Genomic DNA, 21,605 nt, shown 5'->3' on the forward strand with positions numbered 1-21,605 from the left:
GTAACACCCCGCACCACCGCGAAGGGCCGCCCCGGGCAACCAGGGCGGCCCTTCTGCACGCCCCGAGTGTGGTTCGCGGGTGCTGTTCCGCGCATGGGTGGTCGTTCCGCGCATGGTGTGACGTTCCGCGCGTAGGAAGCCCGATGTTCCGGCCACCTACGCGCGAATTACCTTTCCATCTCACGGGCGATGGGAAGGAACACCCGCCCGGACCCGGCGCACCGCGGGACCAGCAGCACGCCGTGACGGTCCTGGTTCCCGAAACCCGGCCCCCACGAACCAAGACCGTCAGCACCGCGCGCCCACCGGTCCTCCCGAGCCCCGCCCGACCGCGCCCGTCGTCCCACCGGCACAACGGACCGTCACCGCGTCACCGCGACACCGCCTGACATCCCGCACGTGGTGAGACATTCCGCGCATGGGAAGCCATTCGTTCTGACCACCTACGCGCGAAACAGCTTCCCATCCCACACACGATGGGAAAGAACACGCACACGCACACGCAGACGCGCACGGACCCGCACCCGCCCCCTGCCCGAAACCCACGCCCACGCCCCGCCCCGCCAGGCCCCACGCCCCGCGACCGCGACCGCGACCGCCCAGCGGCCGCGCCTACGATCGATCAGATGCCCACTCCCCGCTCGACCGCGCCCCACGACACCCCCGGACCGGACGACTTCATCCGCGTCCGCGGTGCCCGCGAGAACAACCTGCGGGACGTCGACGTGGACATCCCGCGCGACCGGATCGTCGCGTTCACCGGGGTGTCCGGGTCGGGGAAGTCGTCGCTCGCCTTCGGGACGGTGTTCGCCGAGGCGCAGCGTCGGTTCCTGGAGTCCGTCGCGCCCTACGCCCGCCGGCTCATCGCGCAGGGGTCGACCCCGCACGTCGACTCGATCACGGGGCTGCCGCCGGCGGTCGCGCTGCAGCAGCGACGGGGTGCTCCGAGCTCCCGCTCCACCGTCGGCACCCTGACGACGCTGTCGAACTCGATGCGGATGCTGTTCTCGCGTGCGGGGACGTACCCGCCGGGTGCCGAGCGGCTCGAATCGGACTCGTTCTCCCCGAACACGGTCGCCGGCGCCTGCCCGCGGTGCCACGGGCTCGGTGTCGCGCACGAGGTGACCGAGGCCTCGGCCGTGCACGACCCCTCGCTGAGCATCCGCGACGGCGCGATCACCGCGTGGCCGGGCGCCTGGCAGGGCAAGAACCTGCGGGACGTGACCGCCGTGCTCGGCTACGACATCGACCGGCCGTGGCGTGACCTGCCGCGGGAGGACCGCGACTGGCTGCTCTTCACCGAGGAGCAGCCCGTCGTGCAGGTGCACCCGAAGCGGGACCGGGTCGCGAAGCCGTACAAGGGGCGGTTCTGGAGCGCGCGGCAGTTCGTGATGCACACCCTCGCCGACTCGCAGAGCGAGACCCAGCGCACGAAGGTGCTGCAGTTCGTCGAGTCCGGGCCGTGCGGTCTCTGCGGCGGCACCGGTCTGACCCGGGCGGCGCTGGCCGTCACGGTCGGCGGGCACTCGATCGCCGAGCTCAACGCGATGCCGTTCACCGGGCTCACCGAGGTCCTGCGGCCGATCGCATCCATCACCGACGCCGCCGCCGCGACGAGCCGTGCGTCGTCGGGCGAGCACACCGAGGTCGCCGTGGCGATCTCGCGCGACCTCGTGGCACGGGTCGAGGTCCTCGTCGGACTGGGGCTCGGGTACCTGGCGCTCGACCGGGCGACGCCCACGCTGTCCCCGGGTGAGACGCAGCGGCTGCGCATCGCCACGCAGCTGCGCTCGGGCCTGTTCGGCGTCGTGTACGTGCTCGACGAGCCGAGCGCCGGGTTGCACCCCGCCGACGCCGAGTCCCTCGTCGAGGTGCTCGACGACCTGCGGGCGGGCGGCAACAGCGTCTTCGTCGTCGAGCACGACATGAGCATCGTGCGTCGGGCCGACTGGATCGTGGACGTCGGTCCCGGTGCGGGGTCCGGCGGCGGCACCGTGCTGTACAGCGGGCCGGTGGCCGGACTCGCCGACGTCGAGGCCTCGCGCACCCGCCGGTACCTGGAGCCCCGCGTCCGCGACGACGAACGGGTCGCGCGGACCCCGATCGGCACGCTCGAGCTGCGCGACGTGACGCTGCACAACCTGGACGGCCTCGACGTGGACCTGCCCCTCGGGGTGCTCACCGCCGTCACCGGGGTGAGCGGCTCGGGCAAGTCCTCGCTCGTCGGCGGGGTCCTGCCCGCGGTCGCGACCGAGCACCCGCTGGTCGACCGCGTCGTCCAGGTGGACCAGAAGCCGATCGGCCGCACGCCGCGGTCGAACCTCGCGACGTACACGGGCCTGTTCGACACGGTCCGGGCGGCGTTCGCCGCCACCGACGAGGCGAAGGCCCGCGGCTGGACCGCGGGACGGTTCTCGTTCAACGTCGCCGGCGGCCGGTGCGAGGTCTGCCAGGGCGAGGGGTCGGTGTCCGTCGAGCTGCTGTTCCTGCCGGGCAGCTGGGCCCCGTGCCCGGAGTGCCACGGTTCCCGGTACACGGCGGAGACGCTCGAGGTGCGGTGGAACGGTGCGTCGATCGCGGACGTCCTCGGGATGACCGTGGACGAGGCCGCGCCGTTCCTGGCGTCGCTGCCCGCCGCGGCGCGCGGGCTCGAGACGATGCGCGAGGTCGGGCTCGGCTACCTGCGGCTCGGGCAGCCGGCACCGGAGCTGTCCGGCGGCGAGGCGCAGCGCATCAAGCTCGCGACGGAGCTGCAGCGTGCCCGCACCGGGCACACGCTCTACCTGCTCGACGAGCCGACCACCGGCCTGCACCCGGCGGACGTCGAGCTGCTCACCGCGCAGCTCGCGCGGCTGACCGACGCGGGCAACACCGTGGTGGTCGTCGAGCACGCGATGGACGTCGTGGCGAGTGCCGACCACGTCGTCGACATGGGGCCGGGCGGTGGCGCAGCGGGGGGCCGTGTCGTCGCCGCCGGGACGCCCGACGAGGTCGCCGGGTCCGCCGACAGCCGGACCGCTCCGTACCTGCGGGCCCAGCTGGGCCGCTGACACCGCGGCAGCGGCAGCGACCCGCGGCCGCGCGGTCAGATCTCGACGTCGCTGCCCATCGTCACCGTGCGTTGGGCGGGCAGGGCGAACCGTGCCGCCGGGTCGGCCGCGTTGTGGGCGAGCCCGACGAACAGCTTCTTCCGCCACGACACCATGCCCCGGTTGCCCGGCATCGGCCGGAGCGCACCGCGCGAGATGAAGTACGACGCGCGCTGCATCTCGTCGGGGTCGATCTGCAGGACGTCGGCGAGGCAGGCGGCGTGCAGGGCCTTCGGCAGGTCCTGGTCGTCGGAGAACCCGAACTTCACGGTGATGTGGTCGATGCCGTCGTCGGCGTAGCCGAGGTCGTCGCGGAAGAACGCCTTCGCGTGCGGCACGTGCGGCACGTTCGCGGTGAGGACGGACACGATGATCACGGTGCGGTGCACCACCCGGTTGTGCTCCACGTTCGCGCGGAGGGCCAGCGGGGTGGTCTCCTTGTTCGGGTGCGGGAAGACCGCGACCCCGGGCACCCGCGGGATGTGCTTCTCGTTCACCCGGTCGATGAAGTCGGCGAGGGACCCCTCGCGTTCCTTCCGTTCCTCCTGCACGAGTGCACGGCCGCGGCGCCAGGTGGTCATCACCGTGATCACGGCGAGTGCGATGAGGAGCGGGACCCAGCCGCCGTGCACGATCTTCGACAGGTTGCCGGCCAGGAACGTCAGCTCGAGACCGCCGAAGGCCACCGCGGCGACGACGAGCTTCCAGGGCTTCCACCGCCACAGCGGTCGCACGACCAGGAGCAGCAGCAGGGTGTCCACGACGAGCGCGCCGGTGACGGACACCCCGTACGCGGTGGCGAGGTTCGCCGAGGACCGGAACGCGAGCATGATCGCCAGCACGCCGATGAACAGCAGCAGGTTCACCGCCGGCAGGTAGATCTGCCCGCTCTCCTGCCGTGAGGTCTGCCGGATCGTGAGCGGCGGCAGCAGCCCGAGCTGGATCGCCTGCCGGGTGAGCGAGAACGCCCCGGAGATGACCGCCTGGCTGGCGATGACCGTCGCGAGCGTGGCCAGCACGACGACCGGGATCCGCAGTGCGTCCGGGAACAGCAGGAAGAACGGGTCCTTCGCGGCCGTCGGGTCGCTCAGCACGAGCGAGGCCTGCCCGAGGTAGTTGAGCACGAGCGCGGGGAACACGACGAAGAACCAGGCGCGCAGGATCGGCGCCCGGCCGAAGTGCCCCATGTCGGCGTAGAGGGCCTCGGCGCCGGTGATCACCAGGACGACCGCGCCCATCGCCACGAACGTGGCGTACGGGTGGGCGAAGGTGAACGCGATCGCCCACGTCGGCGACAGCCCCTGCAGCACGCCGGGGTGCGCCAGGATGTGCGGGACGCCCGCGACGGCGATGACCACGAACCAGAGCAGCATCACCGGGCCGAACAGGTTGCCGACCTTGCCGGTGCCGAACCGCTGGACCGCGAACAGCACGATGAGGATGACCGCGGCGATCGGCACGACCAGGTGCTCGACCGAGGGCGCTGCGGTGCCGAGTCCCTCGACCGCGGACAGCACCGACACGGCGGGCGTGATCACGGAGTCGCCGTAGAAGAGCGAGACGCCGACGATACCGATCACCAGGAAGATCGTCGCGCCGCCGCGGCGCTTGGCGTAGAGCCGTCGGGCCAGCGCGGCGAGCGCCATCACCCCGCCCTCGCCGTCGTTGTCGGCGCGCATGAGCACCAGCACGTACTTGATCGAGACGATGATCGTGACGCTCCAGAACATCATCGAGATGACGCCGTAGACGTCCTCCTGGTTCGCGCGCACCAGTCCGTCGTCGATGGTGAACACCGTGCGCAGCGCGTACAGCGGACTCGTGCCGATGTCGCCGAAGACCACGCCGAGCGCGGCGAGCGCGAGGACGGCGACGCCCTTGCGCGGACCGTGCCCACCGTCCTCGGTGGTCTCGGTGGTCGGTGTTCCAGAGCGGGTCTCGGTCACGCTCGCCACTTCCGTCTCCGGCCGTCCGGGAGACGGCCGTCGCTCATCATGGCACCGTTCGCGGGGATCGCGTGCAGGTGGCGCACGGGCGTGCGCACGGCGGCTCTCGTCGCGCGCACCGGTCGGACGAGAGGCCCGTGGCGGGGCCGCCCCGTGCCTCCCGTCCGCCCGTGGTCGCGGCAGCCCCACGCGCGCGCCCGCCCGGTCAGCCCGCCATGTCCGCCAGGTCGGCGGCGACGAACGCGGCGAGCGCGTCCGCGCTGGCGTGGTCGTCGGCGGTGACCGTGACGACGGTGTCGCCAGCCTCGTCGAGGAGCAGCATCTGGCCGTACGCGCCGTGCAGGCGCCAGAGCCGACCCGGACCGCCCCACCCGGCCATCGCGTACCGGTCGTAGCCGGGGCCGGAACCCTGCCGGTGCACCCAGTCGGTGTGCATCGCGTCGCACCACCGCGCGCCGACGATCCGTCGCCCGTCGGACACCCCACGGTCGCGCAGGAGCCGCCCGATGCGGGCGAGTTCCCCGGTGCGGAGGGCCAGGCCCTCCCCCGCGGCGACGAACCCGTTCGGGCACCGCGCCCAGTGCACGTCGTCGATGCCGAGCGGGTCGAACAGTCGTCGCGAGACGAAGGCGCCGACGTCGCCGACCTTCGTCTCGAGCACGCGCATCGCGGTGTAGGTGCTGACGTTGGCGTACTGGAAGACCCGACCGCGGGACGGCCGGGCGAGGAACTCGGCGGCCAGGTCCGGCCAGTCCGTCAGCTCCGTCGGCGACCAGGGCATGTCGATGCCGCTCGTCATGGTGAGCAGGTGGCGGAGGGTGACCCCGTCGACGCCGTCGCCACGGACCAGGCCCGGCAGCGACGCGGCGACCGGTTCGTCGACGTCGACCAGGCCGTCGTCGGCGGCGATGCCCGTGGCCAGGACGCAGACGCCCTTGGCGACGGAGTGGACCTCGCGGCGGACGTCGGGGGTCCAGTGGTGCGCGGCGGTGTCGTCACCCGCGCGGACGTGCACGCCGTGGGCGACGAAGCCGGTCGCGTCGACGTACCGGACGATCGCGTCGAGGAGGCTGGTCGCACGGGTCACAGTGCATCCTCTCGTACGCGGCGGTCCAGGACGTCGGTCGCGGCGAGATCGCACTCCGGCCCGGAACCCCGACGACGAACCGGGCCGGAGTGCGATCTCACGCCACCGCGGACGGCTGTCGGTGCTACGCCAGTCGGCGCAGCACCCCCGCCGCCAGGGCGGTCCGCTCGACCATCCGGTCGAGGTCGACGAACTCGTGGCGGGCGTGTGCGCCGTCGCCGACCGCGCCGAGTCCGTCGAGGACCGCGGCACCGAGCGCCGCGGCGAAGTTCCCGTCGCTGGCACCGCCGACGCTCGTCTCGGTGACCGTCAGCCCGAGGGCCGTCGCGGCGGTCTCGGCGACCCGGAAGAGCCGCACGTTCCGGTCGGTGCGCTCCATCACGGGTCGGTTCCAGTCGCCGGTGACCTCGATCGACGCGGCGGGGTCGTGCGGCGTCAGACCGGCGAGGACCCCGTCGATGCGCCGGGACTCCGGTTCCGAGGACACCCGGACGTCGAGCGCCGCGGTCGCCGCCCCGGCCCGGACGTTCGGGCGCGTGCCGCCGCTGAGCACCCCGACGTTGAGCGACGTGCCGGCGTCGAGGTCGGCGGCGCCGTGCAGGGCGAGGACGACGCGGGCCACCTCGTCGATCGCGCTCGCACCGCCGGTGGGGTGGAGCCCGGCGTGCACCTCGACGCCGCGGACGTGCACGTCGAACAGGCCGACGCCCTTCCGTGCGGTCTTCAGCGCGCCGTCCGCCCCGGCCGAGGCCTCGAAGACCAGGACCGGGCCCGGGGTGCGGCGCACGGTGTCCTCGATGACGGGTCGTGAGCCGCCGCTGCCGATCTCCTCGTCGCCGTTCAGCACGAGGCGCACGTTGGGGCGGGCGGCCCCGGCTGCGTCGAGCACGGCGACGGCGTGGGCGAACTGCACCAGGCCGGCCTTCATGTCGTAGGCGCCCGGTCCGGTGAGCCGCGAGCCGTCGGTGCGGACGGGCCACTCGGCGAGGGTGCCGGCGGCCCACACGGTGTCGTAGTGGCAGAGCACCACGGCCCAGGCGTCGGTGGGCACGGGTGCGACGAGGTCGCCGACGACGACGGGGCCGTACCCGTCCGGTTCGTGCAGGGTGCGGGCCGTGAACGGGCCGACCGTGGCGGCGAGGAACCGCTCGACGTGCTCGAGGCCGGCGCGCAGCAGCGCGGTGTCGTCCGAGGGGGTCTCGGTCTCGATGTACGCCACGAGGTCGTCGACCATCCGGGACCGTCGGGCCCGCACGGCGTCGAGGAGCTCGGCGTCGGTGCCGGTCGCGGCGGTGGCGCCGTCCCGGGCGGTCGCGCCGTCGTGGGCGGTCACCGGCCCGCTCCCACGGCCGCGACGAGCCCGCGGATCCGCGACTCGTCCATCGGGGCGCCGTCCTGCACGGCGACGATCTCGTCGACGAGCGCGCTGATGCCCGGCGTCGGCACGCCGAGCTCGTCGCCGCGGGCGACCACGGGCGCGTAGTGCAGCGGCACCTCGGTCTTCCGGTGCCGGACGGCGATGTCCCGCCAGATGCCGGACCGGGTCTTCGACTGCGTGGCGAGCCAGGCCACCAGGGCGTCGAGCGCCGCGGTCGTCGCGGCGGGCGGTGCCCCCGGGGCGAAGGCGCTCGGTTCGAACGCGTCGAAGGGCTCGGCGACGATGCCCTGCGCCTCGGTGACGGCCAGCACCTCGCGCGCGAGCGCCGTCATCACGGTGCGGTTGCGGTCGATGAGCACGCTCATGTCCTCGTCGGCGAGGGCGGTGGCCGTGAGCATGGCGCCGAAGGCCAGCTTCGACCACAGGAAGCCGGCGACGTTGTCGGTGACGACGGGGTCGCCCCACTGCCGCAGGTCCTCGGCGAGCTGCCGGGTGCGGTCGCTCGTGCCGCCGGCGTACTCGCCGAGGGCCATCGCGCCGAGGCCGCCGTCCTGCACCACGCCGGGGGCGACGACGTCGGCGAACAGGTCGACGAACGCGGTGACGGTGCGGTCCGCGCCGACGTGCGCGGCGATGGTGGCCTCGTTCAGGCCGTTCTGCAGCGATGCGACCCAGCCGTCGGCGGCGAGTCGGGGTGCGATCCACGCGGCGGCGGCGTCGGTGGCCAGGGCCTTGACGGCGAGCAGCACCGGCCCGAGCGTCGCGGGGGCGTCCGGGTCGTCGACGTGCCAGATCGGGATGCGGGCGGTCTGCTCGCCCGCCGCGGTGCGCAGGCGCAGGCCGTCGGCCCGGACGGCGGCGACGTGCTCGGGGTCGGCGTCGACGAGCTGGACGGGGACGCCGGCGGCGACGAGGTGGACGGCGAGGGTGCCGCCGATGGCCCCGGCGCCGACGATCGTGTACGGGGTGCGGTCGGTCATGCGGGGACTCCCTGTCGTGTGCTGTCGGTACCGGGCGTCGACGTGGTGGTGCTGAGCGGCAGCGTGTGTGCGCCGGTGGACGAGCCGCCGTCGACTCGCAGGACCGTGCCGGTCACCCAGCCGGACTGCTCCGGGTCGGCGAGCCAGAGCACGGCCTTCGCGATGTCGGCCGGTGCGCCGGGGCGGCCGAGCGGGTTCGGCGACACGGCGGCGGCGTACTCGTCGCTCACCGGGTTCACCGTGCTGTCCACCACGACGAACCCGGGCGCGACGGCGTTCACGCGGATGCCGGCGGCGCCGAGCTCGAGCGCGCTGGCGCGGGTCACCATCTCGAGGGCGGCCTTCGACGTGCTGTACGGCGCTGCTCCGGGTCGGGCGCGGAGGGCCGCTCCCGACGTGATGTTCACGACCGAGGGGGTCCGTCCCGCGGCGGTGGCGAGCCGGCCCAGCGTCACGGTGGCCAGGAGCGGCGCGCGGACGTTGACGTCCTGCACGCCGTCCCAGGTGGCGGCGTCGAGCTCGAGGAACGGGGTCGCCGGGTAGACACCGGCGGCGTTCACCAGGACGTCGACCGGCGCGGTGTCCCACGCCGTGGACACGACCGAGCCCGGCGCCTCGGGGTCGCGCAGGTCCGCCACGAGCACGGACACGCGCCCGCCGTCGGCCGCGCCGGAGCCGGCGACCGCCCGCACCGTGTCGGCGGCCGCATCGAGCGCCTCCGGCCGGTGGTCGACGAGCGTGACGTCGTCGCCAGCCGCGGCCGCGTGCTGCGCCACCGACAGGCCGATCCCGCTCGCCGCACCGGTCACCAGGACGTGTCGGCTCACCGGAGCACCTTGCCCTTCGTCTCCGGCATGGTCAGGTAGACGACCAGCCCGATGGCCGCGGCGATCGCGCAGTAGACCCAGACGAGGTGCCCGAGCCCGGCCCCGCTCAGCCAGGTCGTGATGTACGGCGCGGTGCCGCCGAAGATCGCCACGGCGAGCGCGTAGGGCAGGCCGATGCCGGTGGCGCGGACCTCGGGCGGGAACTGCTCCGCCATGATCGCCGCGCAGTTCGCCGAGTAGCCGAGCAGGAGCAGGATGCCGAGGACCTGGATGAGCAGCAGCGACCAGAAGCTGCCGGACAGGAAGGTGAAGGCGGGCCAGGCGAGGAGCAGGAAGCCCCCGGCGAACGCGGCCATCGTCGGCTTGCGGCCGATCTTGTCGGACAGGATGCCGGCAAACGGCAGCAGGACCAGGAAGACCACCATCGCGACGACGTTGGCGATGAGCGCCTGGTTGAGCGGGATGCCGGTGGTGACGTGGGCGTAGGTGGGCATGTACGAGACCCACATGTAGTAGAGCAGCGTGCCGGCGATGGTGATGCCGAAGACGCGGGCGGTCGCACCAGGGTGGTCCCGGAACATCGCGACGAGGGCGTTCCGCTTCGGCCCGGCCGCCTCGGCGTCGCGGTCGCGCTGGGCGGTGAAGGACTCGGTCTCCTCGACCGAGGTGCGCAGCCAGATGCCGACGAGTCCGATGAGCGCGCAGAACACGAAGGCGACGCGCCAGCCCCAGGCGTCGAGCGCCTCGTCGGAGAGCGTCGAGGTGATGATCGCCCCGATGCCGGACGCGATGAGCACGCCGGCGCCGACGGACACCTGCTGCCACGAGCCGGCGAAGGCGCGGCGCTTCGGGGCGGCGGACTCGACGAGGAACGCCGAGGACGACCCGAACTCGCCACCGGCCGAGAAGCCCTGCGCCAGGCGGGCGAGGAGCAGGATGATCGGCGCGGCGATGCCGATGGTCGCGTAGTCCGGCGTGATGCCGATGACGAGCGACGCCACCGCCATCAGGCCGATGGTGAGCATCAGGCCCTTCTTGCGGCCGTGCCGGTCGGCGTAGACGCCGAGCACCGCGGCGCCGATGGGCCGCATGACGAACCCGACGGCGAAGACGGCGAGCGTCGCGAGCAGCGCTGCGGTGTCGTTGCCCGGCGGGAAGAAGTGGTGGCCGAACACCGACGAGAACGTCGTGTAGACGGCCCAGTCGATCCACTCGACGACGTTGCCGATGCCGCCGGCGATGATCGCCTTGCGACCGCGGGCGGTCAGCCGGGTCTCGTGGACGGTGGTCGGGGCGGTGCCGGGGGCGCCGGTCACCGGACCGGTGGTTCCTGCTGTCATCGTTGCGTCGACTTCCGTGCGGAGGGATGGGGACGGGGCGGAACGGGTGGAGCAGCGGACGGGAGGCGCGGGGCGGGTCGGCACCGGGCCTCCCGTCCGTCAGGGGGTCGCGTCCGGGACGGACGCGGGCCGGTCGAGACCGCTCGCGGTCGCGACGTGCTCGGCGAGGCCGGCGTGGGTGGTGAACCAGACGTCGTCGAACGAGCGGATGTGGGCGAGGAGGGCCTCGAGGACGACGAGGCGCGACCGGTGCCCGATGAAGTGCGGGTGCATGGTGAGCTGGAAGACGCCGCCCTCGGCGCGCGCCACGTCGAACTCGTCGCGCCAGATCCGGCCGACCTCGTGCGGCGGCGTGTACGGCCGCAGCGACTGGAAGCGCTCCATCATCAGGTAGGGCGCGTCGTCGCGGATCCAGTCCACCGGGATCTCGACGATGCCGGTCGGCTCGCCCTGGTGCAGGATCTCGTAGGGGTCGTCGTCGGCCATGAGCGACGAGTCGTAGCGGAACCCGAGCTCGCGGGCGACGTCGAGCGTGGAGTCGCTGAAGTCCCACGACGGGGTGCGGATGCCGGTCGGCCGGGTGCCGGTCTGGCTGGTGAGCACGTCGACGGCGCGGCTGAGCAGGTCGAGTTCGTCGTCGTGGCCGAGCTGCGTGTTGCGCTCGTGGATCCAGCCGTGCACGGCGACCTCGTGGCCGTGCTCGACGTAGGTCGGGGCCTCGTCGGGGCGCAGGAGCGCGCACACCGCCGGCACGTAGAAGGACGACGGTGCCTCGTAGCGGTCGAGCAGTCGGAGGATGCGCGGCACCGCGGCCCGGGCGCCGTACTCCCCCATCGCCATCCGGCCGGGCGAGGTCTCGCCGTCGCGGAGCGCGGGTGTCTCGTGGTCGGAGTCGAACGAGATCGCCACCGCGACGGCGGCGCCGCCCGGCCAGCGCTCGGGGCCGGCCGGCGGGAGCAGGGTGCGGCCGGCGCGGACCGCCTCGACGTGGCCGCGCCAGGTCGGTTCGTCCCACTGCCAGGGCTGCTGCTGGGGTGCGTCGTTCACGGGGTCCTTCCGTCGGTGGTGGACAGGGGTCCGGCGGTGTGGTCGGGGGCGGGCACGCCGAGGGCCGGGCGGTCGCCGGGTCCCCGCTCGGCCGGCGGGACGAAGCGGCCGTCGACGATGCGGCTCCACATCCGCTTGACGGTGCGGAGCTGCACGGTGACGTCGACCTCGCGCACGCCGGGCAGGGCGCCCAGGACGTCGGTCGTGAACACGTACACCGAGGCGAAGTCGGGCAGGAAGACCTGGCCGATCAGGTTGTAGCGGCCGAGCGAGGCCGCGGCGTAGTGCACCGACGGGTGGGCCGCGAGCTGGGCCGCCGCCGCGGAGAGCCGGTCGGGGGCGATGGAGATCCAGACCTCGAGCTCGGTGGTGCGGCCGAGCAGCGCCGGGGCGACGAGCGGTCCGATGCGCATCCGGCCGCTCTGCACCAGGTCCTCGAGGGTGCGGCGGGTGGCCGCCTCGGAGCGGCCGACCTCGCGGGCCAGGTCGGTCAGGGGCTTGCGGCCGTCGTCGACGAGCGCGGCGAACACCGCCTGTTCCTCCGGGGTCGCCTCGGCGTGCAGCGGCGCGACCCCCTGACCCGAGGACGGGTCGGGTGCCGGGGCGTTCGCGGTCGCCGACCGGGGCGTCGGGCCGGCGAGGGCGTCACCGGGGAACACCGTGAACGGGGCGGTGAAGGTGCGGACGATCGGCAGCGCCTCGGTCTCGACCGGGCGGCCGTCCACCTCGATGGTGCTGAGGAAGGCCGTCAGGTCGGCGACCCGGGGCAGGACGACCTCGGCGGTGCAGTCCGCCGACCCCGTCAGGGTGGCGGCGAACCGGACCTCGGGGCGGAGCGCCAGGGCGTCGGCGAGGGCGTCGGCCCGGGCGGCGCCGGAGCGCACCCGCACCTTGGTGGCGGTGCCGAACCCGGCGGCGAGGACGTCCGACGCGGCGATGACGCGCACCGAGCCGTCCTCGACCAGTCGGGTGACCCGGCGCTGCGCCGTCGACGTCGAGCAGCCGGCGGCTTCGCCGATCGCGGCCCACGACGCCCGGCCGTCGTGGGCCAGTGCGCGGAGGACAGCGCGGTCGACGTCGTCCGCCCGGCGGGGCGCCTCGTCCGTGATCGACATGCGAGCCAACGTATTCGATCACTCGGAGGCGGTCAACCGTTGCTATTCGTCACCGTCGAGCCGTAACACGTTGTTTTCATTCACTCGGTGGGCGTCTCGACCCGGTCGGGCTCGGTCGCCGGCTGCTTGCGGGTCCGGACCGTCAGCACGAGGATCCCGCCGAGCACCATGAAGCCGGCCGTGATCCAGAGCGCGATGGTCGCCGTCTGGGTGGCGTCCTTCACCGCGCCGATCGCGTACGGCGCCGCGAAACCGGCGAGGTTGCCCGTCGAGTTGATGAGCGCGATGCCGCCCGCCAGGGCCGTCCCGGTGAGCATCGACGTCTGGAAGCTCCAGAACACCGCCGGGATCGACAGCGCACCCGCGTTGGCGAGCATGAGCCCGATGATCCCGAGCACCGTGTTGTCGCCGGCGAGGATGCAGGTGACGAAACCGATCGCGCTGAGGGCGAAGGCCGCGGCGATGTGCTTCTTCCGCTCGCCGTGCCGGTCCGAGCTGCGGCCGAACAGGACCATCGCCACGATCGCCGCGAGGCTCGGCAGCGCGGACACCAGCCCGACGGTGACGTCGCCCTCGACCCCGAGGTCGCGGATCAGGTTCGGCAGCCAGAAGCTGATGCCGTAGAGCGCGAAGTTGTACGAGAAGTAGATGCCGGTGAGCATCCAGATGATCGGGCTGCGGAACACCGTCGCCAGGCCGGTGTGCCCGGCGGGCGGGGCCTCCGCCTCGAGCAGGTGGCCGAGCCGTGCGCGCTCGGGCTCGGTGAGCCAGCGGACCGTGCGGTGGTCCTCCTGCAGGAACCGGAGCACCACGAAGCCGAGGACGACCGTCGGCAGCGCCTCGATGATGAACAGCCACTGCCAGCCGTCGAGCCCGGCGACGCCGCGCATGCCGTCGAGGATGATCCCGGAGACCGGACCGCCGACCACGCCGGAGGCCGCCAGCGCGATGTAGAAGATGCCCCACGCACGCCCGCGGCGGCTCGCCGGGAACCACTGCGCCATGTAGAAGAGCACGCCGGGGATGAACCCGGCCTCGGCGACGCCGAGCAGGAACCGGAGGACGTAGAACGTCGTCTCCGAGTCCACGAGGAACATGCACCCGGAGATGAGGCCCCAGGTGATCATGATGCGGGCGATCCACTTCCGGGCCCCGACCTTGGCGAGGATCAGGTTCGACGGGATCTCGAACAGGAAGTACCCGACGAAGAAGAGCCCGGCGCCGAGCCCGTACACGGCGTACGAGAACCCGAGGTCGGTGCTGAGCTGTTCCTGCGCGAAACCGATGTTCACGCGGTCCAGGTAGGACAGGAAGAACCCGATCATCGCGAGCGGGAGCACGCGGGTCGAGACCTTCCGGAAGAGGGCGTCGTCGTTGACGGTGGTCATCGGGTTCCTTCGTTCGGGTGCTGGTCAGCCGACGGTGTCGGTGAGCGGGATGCGGTAGACGCGCGCGGCGGTGCCGTGGAAGAGCGCGTCGAGCTGGTCGGGTGTGGCGCCGGCGGCGCCGGACAGGACGGTGTCGACGACCTCGTCGAAGTCGGGCGCGGTGAGGGTCGCGACGGGCAGGTTCGAGGCGAACATCGAGCGGTCGTGGCCGAAGACGGCGAGGGTCTCGCGCACGACCACCTCGTTCGAGGCGCGGTCCCACCGGTTCCCCGGCAGGCCGAGCTCGGACACCTTGACGACGGTGTTCGGCAGGGCGGCGAGCGCCTCCAGGCCGTCGCGCCAGATCCGCATCCCGTCGTCGCTGCGGTCGAGCGGCAGACCGCAGTGGTTCACCACGACGGTGGTCCCCGGGATGTCGCGGACGACGTCGGCGGCCTCGGCGAGGTGGTGGTACGGCACCCGGAGGTCCCAGCTGAAGTCGTGCTCGGCGAGGCGGTGCAGCCCCGCGAGCCACACCGGGTCCTGCATGGAACCGGGCAGACCGCGGACCGAGGCACCCGGCCCGACCGAGGTGACCGGCTTCGACCGGATGCCGCGGACGAGCGGGTGCGCCGCGTGCCCGGCGAGCACCTCGTCGAGGTCGGGCTGGGTGAAGTACACGTGTCCGACCGCCGCCATCGGGAACCGCGGGTCGGCGGCGTGCAGGGCGGTGAGCCACGCGGACTCCTCGACCTGTTCCGTGCGGGAGCGCTCGGCCTCGCAGTGCACCGTGCCGACGACGTCCCACCCGGCGGTCGCCCGCCGGTACTCGTCGGGCATGAACGTGTGGCGCATCGCGGCGTAGTCGCCGAGGAAGAAGTCGGGGTCGACGTCGGTCTGGATCCACGGCCAGTGGCCGTCGCCGTCCAGGTCCCAGAAGTGGTGGTGCGCGTCGAGGATCCGCGGGCGGTGCTCGCTCGGGGTGGTCATGGTCGTCGCTCCTCGGGGATGCGGGCGGGCCGGTAGACGCGGTCCGCCGTGTCGTGGAACACCGCGCGCTGGTCGGCGTCGGGCAGGTCGGCGAGGATCGACCGGAGACCGTCGAGCACCGCCGCGTAGGTGGTGAACATGCCGTCGACCGGGAAGTTGCTGCCGAACATCACGCGGTCGGCGCCGAAGGTGCTGACGAGGGTGCGGACGACCTCGCGGTTGGCCACCGGGTCCCAGCCGTCGTCCTCGGTGCACAGGCCGGAGGCCTTCACCACGACGTTCGGCAGCTGCGCGACGGTGGTCACGGCGTCACGCCACCCCGCGACGGTCTCCGGTCGGTGGTCGAGCAGGACCCCGGCGTGGTTCACGACGACGAGCGTCTCCGGGTGGTCCGCGGCGAGCTCGGCGGCCTCGTGCAGGTTCCACCACGGCGTCTGGAGTTCGAAGTGCAGTCCGTGGGTCGCGAGCAGCGCGTAGCCCGCACGCCAGCGGGGGTCGCTCATGCGGGTGCGACCGGAGCCGACCTGCTCGAGGCGGGCCGGGCCTCCCGGCTTGTGCCGGATGCTCCGGACCGACGGGTGCGACGCCTGCTCGGCGAGCACCTCGGCGACGTCCTCGGCGTCGAGCCGCGCCTGCGCGGCCATCGCGCCGGGGACCCCGGACGCGGACGCCGTCCGCTCGAGGAACCGGGTCTCGCCCACCGGGTCCTCCGGGTCCCACTCGGCCTCCATCGTGACGGTGGCGACGAGGTGCTGACCAGCCGCGTCGCGCAGCAGGTCCTCGGGGCGGTAGTCGTGCTTCACCGCCGTGTAGTCGCCGTACCGGTGCGGCACGAGCACGTCGGGCCGGAGCCACGGGTACCGGTCGTCGGACAGGTCCCACAGGTGGTGGTGCGCGTCGATGACCGGACCGCGGTACCCGGGGTCAGGCACGGGCCGCACCCGTCCGGGCGTTCCCGGCGAAGTTGATGGAGAGCGAGCCGACCAGGTAGACGGCCGCCGCGACCGCGAGGAACACGAGCACCGCGGTGTAGCCGCCGGTCAGGTCGAGCAGCACGCCGGCGGCGATCGGCACGATGATGCCCGCGGCGGTGCCGGCGAAGTTCATCACGCCGCCGACGACGCCTACGTTGCTCGGCTTGGCGAGCATCGAGGGGATGGTCCAGTAGAGGCCGCCGAACAGGTTGCAGAACACCCCGACGCAGAGCAGTGCGATGGCGATGCCGGCGTCGCTGACGAACGGCAGGGCGACCAGTGCGGCGAGGCTCAGGGCGCCGGACCCGCCGAAGAGCAGCTTGAACGCGACGTTCCGGCTGAACCGGCGCTGCAGCCGGTCGGCCAGGAACCCGCTGAGGATCTCGCCGACCGCGCCGCAGAGGAAGATGAGGAAGGTCGCGAAGCCGAGCGCCGACAGGTCGAGGCCACGGGCCGCGGACAGGTAGCTCGGCCCCCACGTGACCAGGCCCCAGAACACCATCGCCCACGCGAGACGACCGATGACCATCGCGACGACGTTGGCGCGGCTCACGCCGGGGCGGTCCTGCTGCTCGTCCTCGGCCTGCTCGATGAGGGCGATCTCGGCCGCGTTCACGGAGCGGTGCTCGGCCGGCCGGTTGCGCAGGTAGGCCCACGCACCGATCCCGAACAGCACGGTGGCCACACCGATGATGACGAAGGAGACGCGCCACGACCCGGTGGCCCCGATCAGCCAGGCGACGAGGAGCCCGCCGACCGCGGCGCCGAGCGGAGCGCCGCTGTCGATGAGGGTGACCCCGCTCGCCCGCTTCCGCGGCGGCATCCACTTCGACACCAGGGTCGACGCGGCCGGCATGAACGGCGCCTCGAACGCGCCGAGACCGATGCGCGAGAGCACGAGCATGACGGCGTTGGCCGCGAAGCCGGCGACCGCCATGAACGATCCCCAGACGACCGAGGCGATCCCGACGACGGTGCGCGGGCCGAACCGGTCGACCGTCAGGCCACCGGGGATCTGGAGCAGGCAGTACGACCAGAAGAACGAGCTGAGGATGATGCCCTGCACCGTGCCGGAGACGTGGAAGTCCTCGCTGATGAAGGGCAGCGCCACGCTGAGGGCGCTGCGGTCGACGCTGTTGATCGTGTAGAAGACGAAGAGCAGGACCACGATCGCCCAGCGGATGCGGGTCGGCCGTGCGGTGGCGGTGCCGCCGTCGCGCTCGAGCCGCGTGGTGGCGCTCATCGGACGGTCCCCTGGTACGCGGCGCGGGCCTGGTCGAACAGGCGGCGGCCGGTCGGGTCGACGTCCTCGAGGTCGTCGAAGGTCAGCAGGTGCCCGGCGGGCAGGTCGCGCACCAGGCGCGCGCCGCCGAGCAGGTAGAACGGGGCCGTGCCCTCGGCCGCCTCGGCGGCGGACAGCAGCACGGGGTCGATGCCGGACACCTCGTGGTGGTGCCCGGCGACCCGGAACACCGTCCCCGCGGCGACGGGCGCGGCGGTCCGGCCGGCGAGCACCGACGACTGGCTCGGCACCGGGGTCGTGGCGGTGTCCTCGACCGCGGCCGCGATGGTGAGCGGGGTCTCCACGCCCATCAGGTGGTACGGCCAGAACACGCAGGCGTAGCGGCCGTCGCGGCTGACGACGTGCCCCTTGCCGGCCAGCAGCGTCCACGTCTCGGGGTCGCCCGTGCGCACCACGACGAACACGCCGCCGCCGAAGCTGGCCTCGTCCGGCAGACGGAGCATCGAGAAGACGTCGAGGCTGCCGGGACGGCCCGTGATCCCGCCGTCGGCGCGGGCGGCGTACACGTCGGCGAGCTCGGCCGTGCGGACGACCGGGTAGTGCAGGTCCTCGCGGTCGGCGGTGTACCCGGTGTACTGCGCGACGACCGTCATCTCGCAGTGGTCCGCCGCGGCCCGGCGCTTGAGCGGCGCGACGAGCCGTGCCCGGGCGTCGAGGGTCGCGTGCAGGTCGTCGCCGAGCGCGAGGAGCTCGGCCATGCCGGGCGCGTCGATGCGCTCGTCGACCTGGGTCACCGTACCCGCGGCGGGGTCGAAGACCAGGTCGTACTCGCCGGACTTGCCGAGCGCGACGACCTCGAGACCGACCCGCTCGACCCAGGCGACCAGGCGGACCAGGTTCGCGGGCTGGTCGCCGTCCCCGGGCAGGTACCGGACGCCGGCGGCAGCGGCGGTCGCGGCGAGCGCGACACCGGCGACCGTCTCGACCTCCTTGCTCACCATCACCACGTGCACGCCGTGCGCGATCGCCGCCTCGGCGTACGCGACGCCCGCGGCGACGCGTCCGGTGGCCTCGACGAGCACGTCGACGGCGCTCCAGTCGACGTCGACCAGGTCCGGCACGACGGCGACGTCGGTGACGGCGAGGTCGTCGAGCATCGCGCGGACGCCGTCGACGTCCGGGTCGACGAGCACGGTGGGCGTCATGTCCGCGACGTTCCGGAGCTGTGCCAGGAGCGTGCGCCCGTACCCGCCGCGTGCTCCGGTCAGTGCCACACGGGTCTGCGCGCCGGTCGGCTGCTGGATCGTCATCGGTCCTCGTCTCGTCGTCGATGCGACCGGCGGGCGAAGGGGATGCCCGCCGGTCGTCCGTCACCGTAACACCGCCTGTCACAGTTGTTCAACTTTCATCACACGGATTCACGTGTAGTCTCATTCAGAGGGCGGGCACCGCTGGCCGCCGGGAGGGAACGACATGGCAACGATGGGCGTCATCGCCGACGACTTCACCGGGGCGACCGACATCGCGACGGCCTACGCCGCACGGGGGTACCGGACGGAGGTGCTGACCGGTCGCACCGCTGCCGCCGCCCCCGGGGCCGACGTCGTCGTCATCGCGCTGAAGACGCGCACGGCACCGGTCGAGACCGCCGTCACCGAGAGCCTCGCCGCCCACGACCGGCTGGTCGCCGCCGGCCACACCCGCTTCACCGTGAAGTACTGCTCGACCTTCGACTCGACCGACCGCGGCAACATCGGGCCGGTGCTCGACGCCCTGGTGCAGCGCACCGGGGCGTCCCGGTGCGTCGTCGTCCCGGCCTTCCCCGCCAACGGCCGCACCACCTACCAGGGGCACCTCTTCGTCGGGTCCGACCTGCTCGAGCACTCGTCGATGCGGCACCACCCGCTCACCCCGATGACCCGGTCGCGCATCGCCGACCTGCTCGTGCCGCAGACGAGCCGCTCCGTCGACGAGGTGCACCTGGCCGTCGTCCGGCAGGGCGCCGCAGCGGTCCGCGCCGCACTCGACGCGACGGACGCCCAGTACCTCGTGGTCGACGCCGTCGACGACGAGGACCTCGGCGTGATCGCCGCCGCGACCGCGGACGACGTGCTGCGCTCCGGCGGCTCCGGGCTCGCGATCGGCACCGCCCCCGGCGGCTCCGACACGGCCACCTCGTTCGTCGCTGCGCCGGGCCGACGGCTCGTGGTCTGCGGCAGCGCCTCCGCGCGGACCCGCGAGCAGATCGCCGCGGCGGCCGCCGCCGGCTCCCCCACCCGTCGGTTGGACGTCGCGCGCCTCGCCACCGACCCGGAGGGCGAGGTCGCGGACACCCTCACCTGGTTGACCGACCAGCCGGAGGGCAGCGCGCCCGTCGTCTTCAGCGTCGGCGACCCGGACGACGTCTCCGACGACGCCGCCAGCTCCGCCCGCATCGAGCACGCACTGTCCGAGGTCGTCGCGCAGGCCGTCCCGCTCGGCTTCACCCGGTGCATCGTCGCCGGCGGCGAGACCTCGGGCGCCGTCGTCTCGCGGCTCGGCATCGAGCGCCTGACCGTCGGCGCGGTCATCGCTCCGGGCGTGTGCTGGGCCGAGGGCGTCACCTCGGCCGGCGAGCGGATCGCCATCGCGCTGAAGTCCGGGAACTTCGGGGCGCCGGACATGTACACGACCGCGTGGGAGGCCCTCGCATGACCACCGACGACGACTGGACCACCGCGGTCACCGCGGTCCTCGCCGCGACCGGCAGACGCCTCGCCGCCGCCGGGCTGAGCCCGGGCAGCTCCGGCAACATCAGCGTCGTCCGCGACGGCCGCGTCGCGATGACCGGCACCGGCACCGATCTCGGCGACCTGCGCACCGAGGACGTCGCGGAGCTCACCCTCGACGGCGTGCACGTCGCCGGCCCCCGTCCGTCGAAGGAGGTCGCCATGCACCTCGCGATGTACGCCAGGAACGCCGGACACGGTGCGTGTGTCCACGTGCACTCGCCGTTCGCGGTCGCCGCGTCGTGCCTGGCCCCCTGGTCGTCGACGAGCGCCGTGCCACCGATCACCCCGTACTTCGTGATGCGCGTCGGGCAGACCCCGCTCATCCCCTACCGCGCCCCCGGCGACCCCGAGATCGGCGCGCTCATCCGGGACGAACCGGTGCCCTCCCGAGCCGTCCTGCTGGCGAACCACGGGCAGGTCGTGAGCGGGACCGACGTCGACGACGCCCTGGCTGCCGCGATCGAGCTCGAGGAGGCGTGCCGCATCGCGGTGCTCACCGCCGGTCACGACCGCCGGCTGCTCAGCGACGCCCAGGCGCACGAGCTCGCCGAGCGGTCCGGGACCCCCTGGACGCCGCGCGGATCGGACCCCGGCACGCCGCTACAGTGACCGTGTGAGGGAGGTGCCGATGTCCGCGACCGAACCGTCGTCCGAGCCGCCCCTGATCCCGGAGCAGCGCCGCGACCGCATCGTCCGGCACCTCCGGCAGGACTCGGTGCTGAGCTACCGGCAGCTCGCCGCGCTGCTCGGCGTGAGCCACATGACGGTGCGCCGCGACATCGCCGAGCTCGAGGAACAGGGCCGGGTCATCGCGACCCAGGGCGGTGCCAAGAGCGTCGCCCGCGTGGCCACCGAGCCCCCGCGCACCGAGAAGTCCACGACCGAGGTCCGTGAGAAGGACGCCGTCGCCGCCCGGGCGGCGGGCATGGTCCGGGAGTCGATGACCGTCTACCTCGACGCCGGCACCACCGTGCAGGCGATGCGACCGCACCTCGACCACCTGCACGACCTGACCATCGTGACGAACGACCTCGTCATCGCCGCCTCGTACCTCGACCACCCGACGATCGAGGTGATCGTGGTCGGTGGTCGCCTGGACAAGCAGAACCAGTCGACCGTCGGTCGGCTGCCGTCGATCGTCCTCGCCGAGCTCTCGATCGACATCGCGTTCCTCAGCACGAGCTCCTGGGACCTGCGGCGCGGCGTGACCATCCCGTCGGAGTCGAAGGTCGAGCCGAAGCAGGCGGCGGCGCGGGCCGCCTCGACCACGGTGCTCGTCGCGACGAGCTCGAAGTACGGCACGTTCGGCCGGTACCGGGTGATGGGGCTCGACGCCCTGACGACCGTCGTGACCGATGCCGGCCTGCCGCGCGCCGAGGCCGACGCGGTCGAGCGGGACGGCGGCACGACCGTGCTGCGCGTCCCGATCGGCCCCGCCGGCCCCTGAGCGC

Annotated in this window: 17 protein-coding genes; 4 read left to right on the plus strand and 13 right to left on the minus strand. The window is 73.1% G+C overall.

Features of this window, described 5'->3' with window-relative positions:
* The first annotated feature begins 626 nt into the window (after positions 1–626).
* The gene (locus BIU97_RS02075) at positions 627–3,050 is read left to right on the plus strand and encodes an excinuclease ABC subunit UvrA (RefSeq protein WP_071253715.1); all 2,424 of its coding nucleotides are present in this window, start codon (positions 627–629) and stop codon (positions 3,048–3,050) included.
* Positions 3,051–3,085: 35 nt separating this feature from the next.
* Here BIU97_RS02075 and BIU97_RS02080 read toward each other — a convergent pair whose 3' ends face one another.
* The 13 genes from BIU97_RS02080 to BIU97_RS02140 form a co-directional block, all read right to left on the minus strand.
* Positions 3,086–5,035 (minus strand): potassium transporter Kup, encoded by a 1,950-nt coding sequence (locus BIU97_RS02080; RefSeq protein ID WP_071253731.1) that lies wholly within the window; start codon positions 5,033–5,035, stop codon positions 3,086–3,088.
* Between the two features lie 205 nt (positions 5,036–5,240).
* Positions 5,241–6,122: a serine hydrolase domain-containing protein gene (locus BIU97_RS02085; protein ID WP_071296953.1), complete on the minus strand. Its 882-nt coding sequence runs from the start codon at positions 6,120–6,122 to the stop codon at positions 5,241–5,243.
* Positions 6,123–6,246: 124 nt separating this feature from the next.
* Positions 6,247–7,455: a M20/M25/M40 family metallo-hydrolase gene (locus BIU97_RS18235; protein WP_217640092.1), complete on the minus strand. Its 1,209-nt coding sequence runs from the start codon at positions 7,453–7,455 to the stop codon at positions 6,247–6,249.
* Positions 7,452–8,480: a ketopantoate reductase family protein gene (locus BIU97_RS18240; protein WP_071253710.1), complete on the minus strand. Its 1,029-nt coding sequence runs from the start codon at positions 8,478–8,480 to the stop codon at positions 7,452–7,454. Before BIU97_RS18240 ends, BIU97_RS18235 begins: the two co-directional genes overlap by 4 nt.
* Positions 8,477–9,307, minus strand: a complete 831-nt coding sequence (locus tag BIU97_RS02100; RefSeq protein ID WP_071296954.1) for an SDR family NAD(P)-dependent oxidoreductase — start codon at positions 9,305–9,307, stop codon at positions 8,477–8,479. Before BIU97_RS02100 ends, BIU97_RS18240 begins: the two co-directional genes overlap by 4 nt.
* Complete coding sequence (locus BIU97_RS02105; protein WP_071253706.1) at positions 9,304–10,647, minus strand: MFS transporter; 1,344 nt, start codon at positions 10,645–10,647, stop codon at positions 9,304–9,306. Before BIU97_RS02105 ends, BIU97_RS02100 begins: the two co-directional genes overlap by 4 nt.
* Before the next feature lie 99 nt (positions 10,648–10,746).
* On the minus strand, positions 10,747–11,694 hold the full coding sequence (locus tag BIU97_RS02110; RefSeq protein WP_071296955.1) for a polysaccharide deacetylase family protein: 948 nt from the start codon (positions 11,692–11,694) through the stop codon (positions 10,747–10,749).
* Complete coding sequence (locus tag BIU97_RS02115; protein ID WP_071296956.1) at positions 11,691–12,809, minus strand: Lrp/AsnC family transcriptional regulator; 1,119 nt, start codon at positions 12,807–12,809, stop codon at positions 11,691–11,693. Before BIU97_RS02115 ends, BIU97_RS02110 begins: the two co-directional genes overlap by 4 nt.
* A gap of 80 nt (positions 12,810–12,889) precedes the next feature.
* A complete protein-coding gene (locus tag BIU97_RS02120; protein WP_071296957.1) occupies positions 12,890–14,197 on the minus strand; it encodes an MFS transporter in 1,308 nt (435 codons plus the stop codon).
* A 24-nt stretch (positions 14,198–14,221) separates the two neighbouring features.
* Positions 14,222–15,166, minus strand: coding sequence for an amidohydrolase family protein (locus BIU97_RS02125; protein ID WP_071253699.1), 945 nt, complete (start codon positions 15,164–15,166; stop codon positions 14,222–14,224).
* The gene (locus tag BIU97_RS02130; RefSeq protein WP_071296991.1) at positions 15,163–16,098 is read right to left on the minus strand and encodes an amidohydrolase family protein; all 936 of its coding nucleotides are present in this window, start codon (positions 16,096–16,098) and stop codon (positions 15,163–15,165) included. The genes BIU97_RS02125 and BIU97_RS02130 overlap by 4 nt, the downstream gene beginning before the upstream one ends.
* Positions 16,091–17,383 (minus strand): MFS transporter, encoded by a 1,293-nt coding sequence (locus tag BIU97_RS02135; protein ID WP_071296958.1) that lies wholly within the window; start codon positions 17,381–17,383, stop codon positions 16,091–16,093. Before BIU97_RS02135 ends, BIU97_RS02130 begins: the two co-directional genes overlap by 8 nt.
* Positions 17,380–18,693: a homoserine dehydrogenase gene (locus BIU97_RS02140; RefSeq protein ID WP_071296959.1), complete on the minus strand. Its 1,314-nt coding sequence runs from the start codon at positions 18,691–18,693 to the stop codon at positions 17,380–17,382. Before BIU97_RS02140 ends, BIU97_RS02135 begins: the two co-directional genes overlap by 4 nt.
* A gap of 163 nt (positions 18,694–18,856) precedes the next feature.
* On the opposite strand from BIU97_RS02140, the gene otnK reads away from it, so the two are divergent.
* The 3 genes from otnK to BIU97_RS02155 are packed head-to-tail and all read left to right on the plus strand — an operon-like array spanning position 18,857 to position 21,601.
* Complete coding sequence (gene otnK, locus BIU97_RS02145) at positions 18,857–20,077, plus strand: 3-oxo-tetronate kinase (protein ID WP_071296960.1); 1,221 nt, start codon at positions 18,857–18,859, stop codon at positions 20,075–20,077.
* Positions 20,074–20,763, plus strand: coding sequence for a class II aldolase/adducin family protein (locus BIU97_RS02150; RefSeq protein WP_071253692.1), 690 nt, complete (start codon positions 20,074–20,076; stop codon positions 20,761–20,763). Before otnK ends, BIU97_RS02150 begins: the two co-directional genes overlap by 4 nt.
* Before the next feature lie 19 nt (positions 20,764–20,782).
* Positions 20,783–21,601 carry a DeoR/GlpR family DNA-binding transcription regulator gene (locus tag BIU97_RS02155; protein ID WP_071296992.1) on the plus strand — a complete coding sequence of 273 codons (819 nt, stop codon included), beginning with the start codon at positions 20,783–20,785 and terminating at the stop codon, positions 21,599–21,601.
* Positions 21,602–21,605: the final 4 nt, after the last annotated feature.

The organism is Curtobacterium sp. MCBA15_009, assembly GCF_001864895.1.
GTDB lineage: Bacteria > Actinomycetota > Actinomycetes > Actinomycetales > Microbacteriaceae > Curtobacterium.

Excerpts from the sequence above, each read along its gene's own strand:
- otnK (WP_071296960.1), top strand. The coding sequence starts at position 18,857 with ATGGCAACGATGGGCGTCATCGCCGACGACTTCACCGGGGCGACCGAC.
- BIU97_RS02120 (WP_071296957.1), bottom strand. The coding sequence starts at position 14,197 with ATGACCACCGTCAACGACGACGCCCTCTTCCGGAAGGTCTCGACCCGC.
- BIU97_RS02125 (WP_071253699.1), bottom strand. The coding sequence starts at position 15,166 with ATGACCACCCCGAGCGAGCACCGCCCGCGGATCCTCGACGCGCACCAC.
- BIU97_RS02135 (WP_071296958.1), bottom strand. The coding sequence starts at position 17,383 with ATGAGCGCCACCACGCGGCTCGAGCGCGACGGCGGCACCGCCACCGCA.
- BIU97_RS02150 (WP_071253692.1), top strand. The coding sequence starts at position 20,074 with ATGACCACCGACGACGACTGGACCACCGCGGTCACCGCGGTCCTCGCC.
- BIU97_RS02075 (WP_071253715.1), top strand. The coding sequence starts at position 627 with ATGCCCACTCCCCGCTCGACCGCGCCCCACGACACCCCCGGACCGGAC.
- BIU97_RS02115 (WP_071296956.1), bottom strand. The coding sequence starts at position 12,809 with ATGTCGATCACGGACGAGGCGCCCCGCCGGGCGGACGACGTCGACCGC.
- BIU97_RS02155 (WP_071296992.1), top strand. The coding sequence starts at position 20,783 with ATGTCCGCGACCGAACCGTCGTCCGAGCCGCCCCTGATCCCGGAGCAG.
- BIU97_RS02140 (WP_071296959.1), bottom strand. The coding sequence starts at position 18,693 with ATGACGATCCAGCAGCCGACCGGCGCGCAGACCCGTGTGGCACTGACC.
- BIU97_RS02105 (WP_071253706.1), bottom strand. The coding sequence starts at position 10,647 with ATGACAGCAGGAACCACCGGTCCGGTGACCGGCGCCCCCGGCACCGCC.
- BIU97_RS18240 (WP_071253710.1), bottom strand. The coding sequence starts at position 8,480 with ATGACCGACCGCACCCCGTACACGATCGTCGGCGCCGGGGCCATCGGC.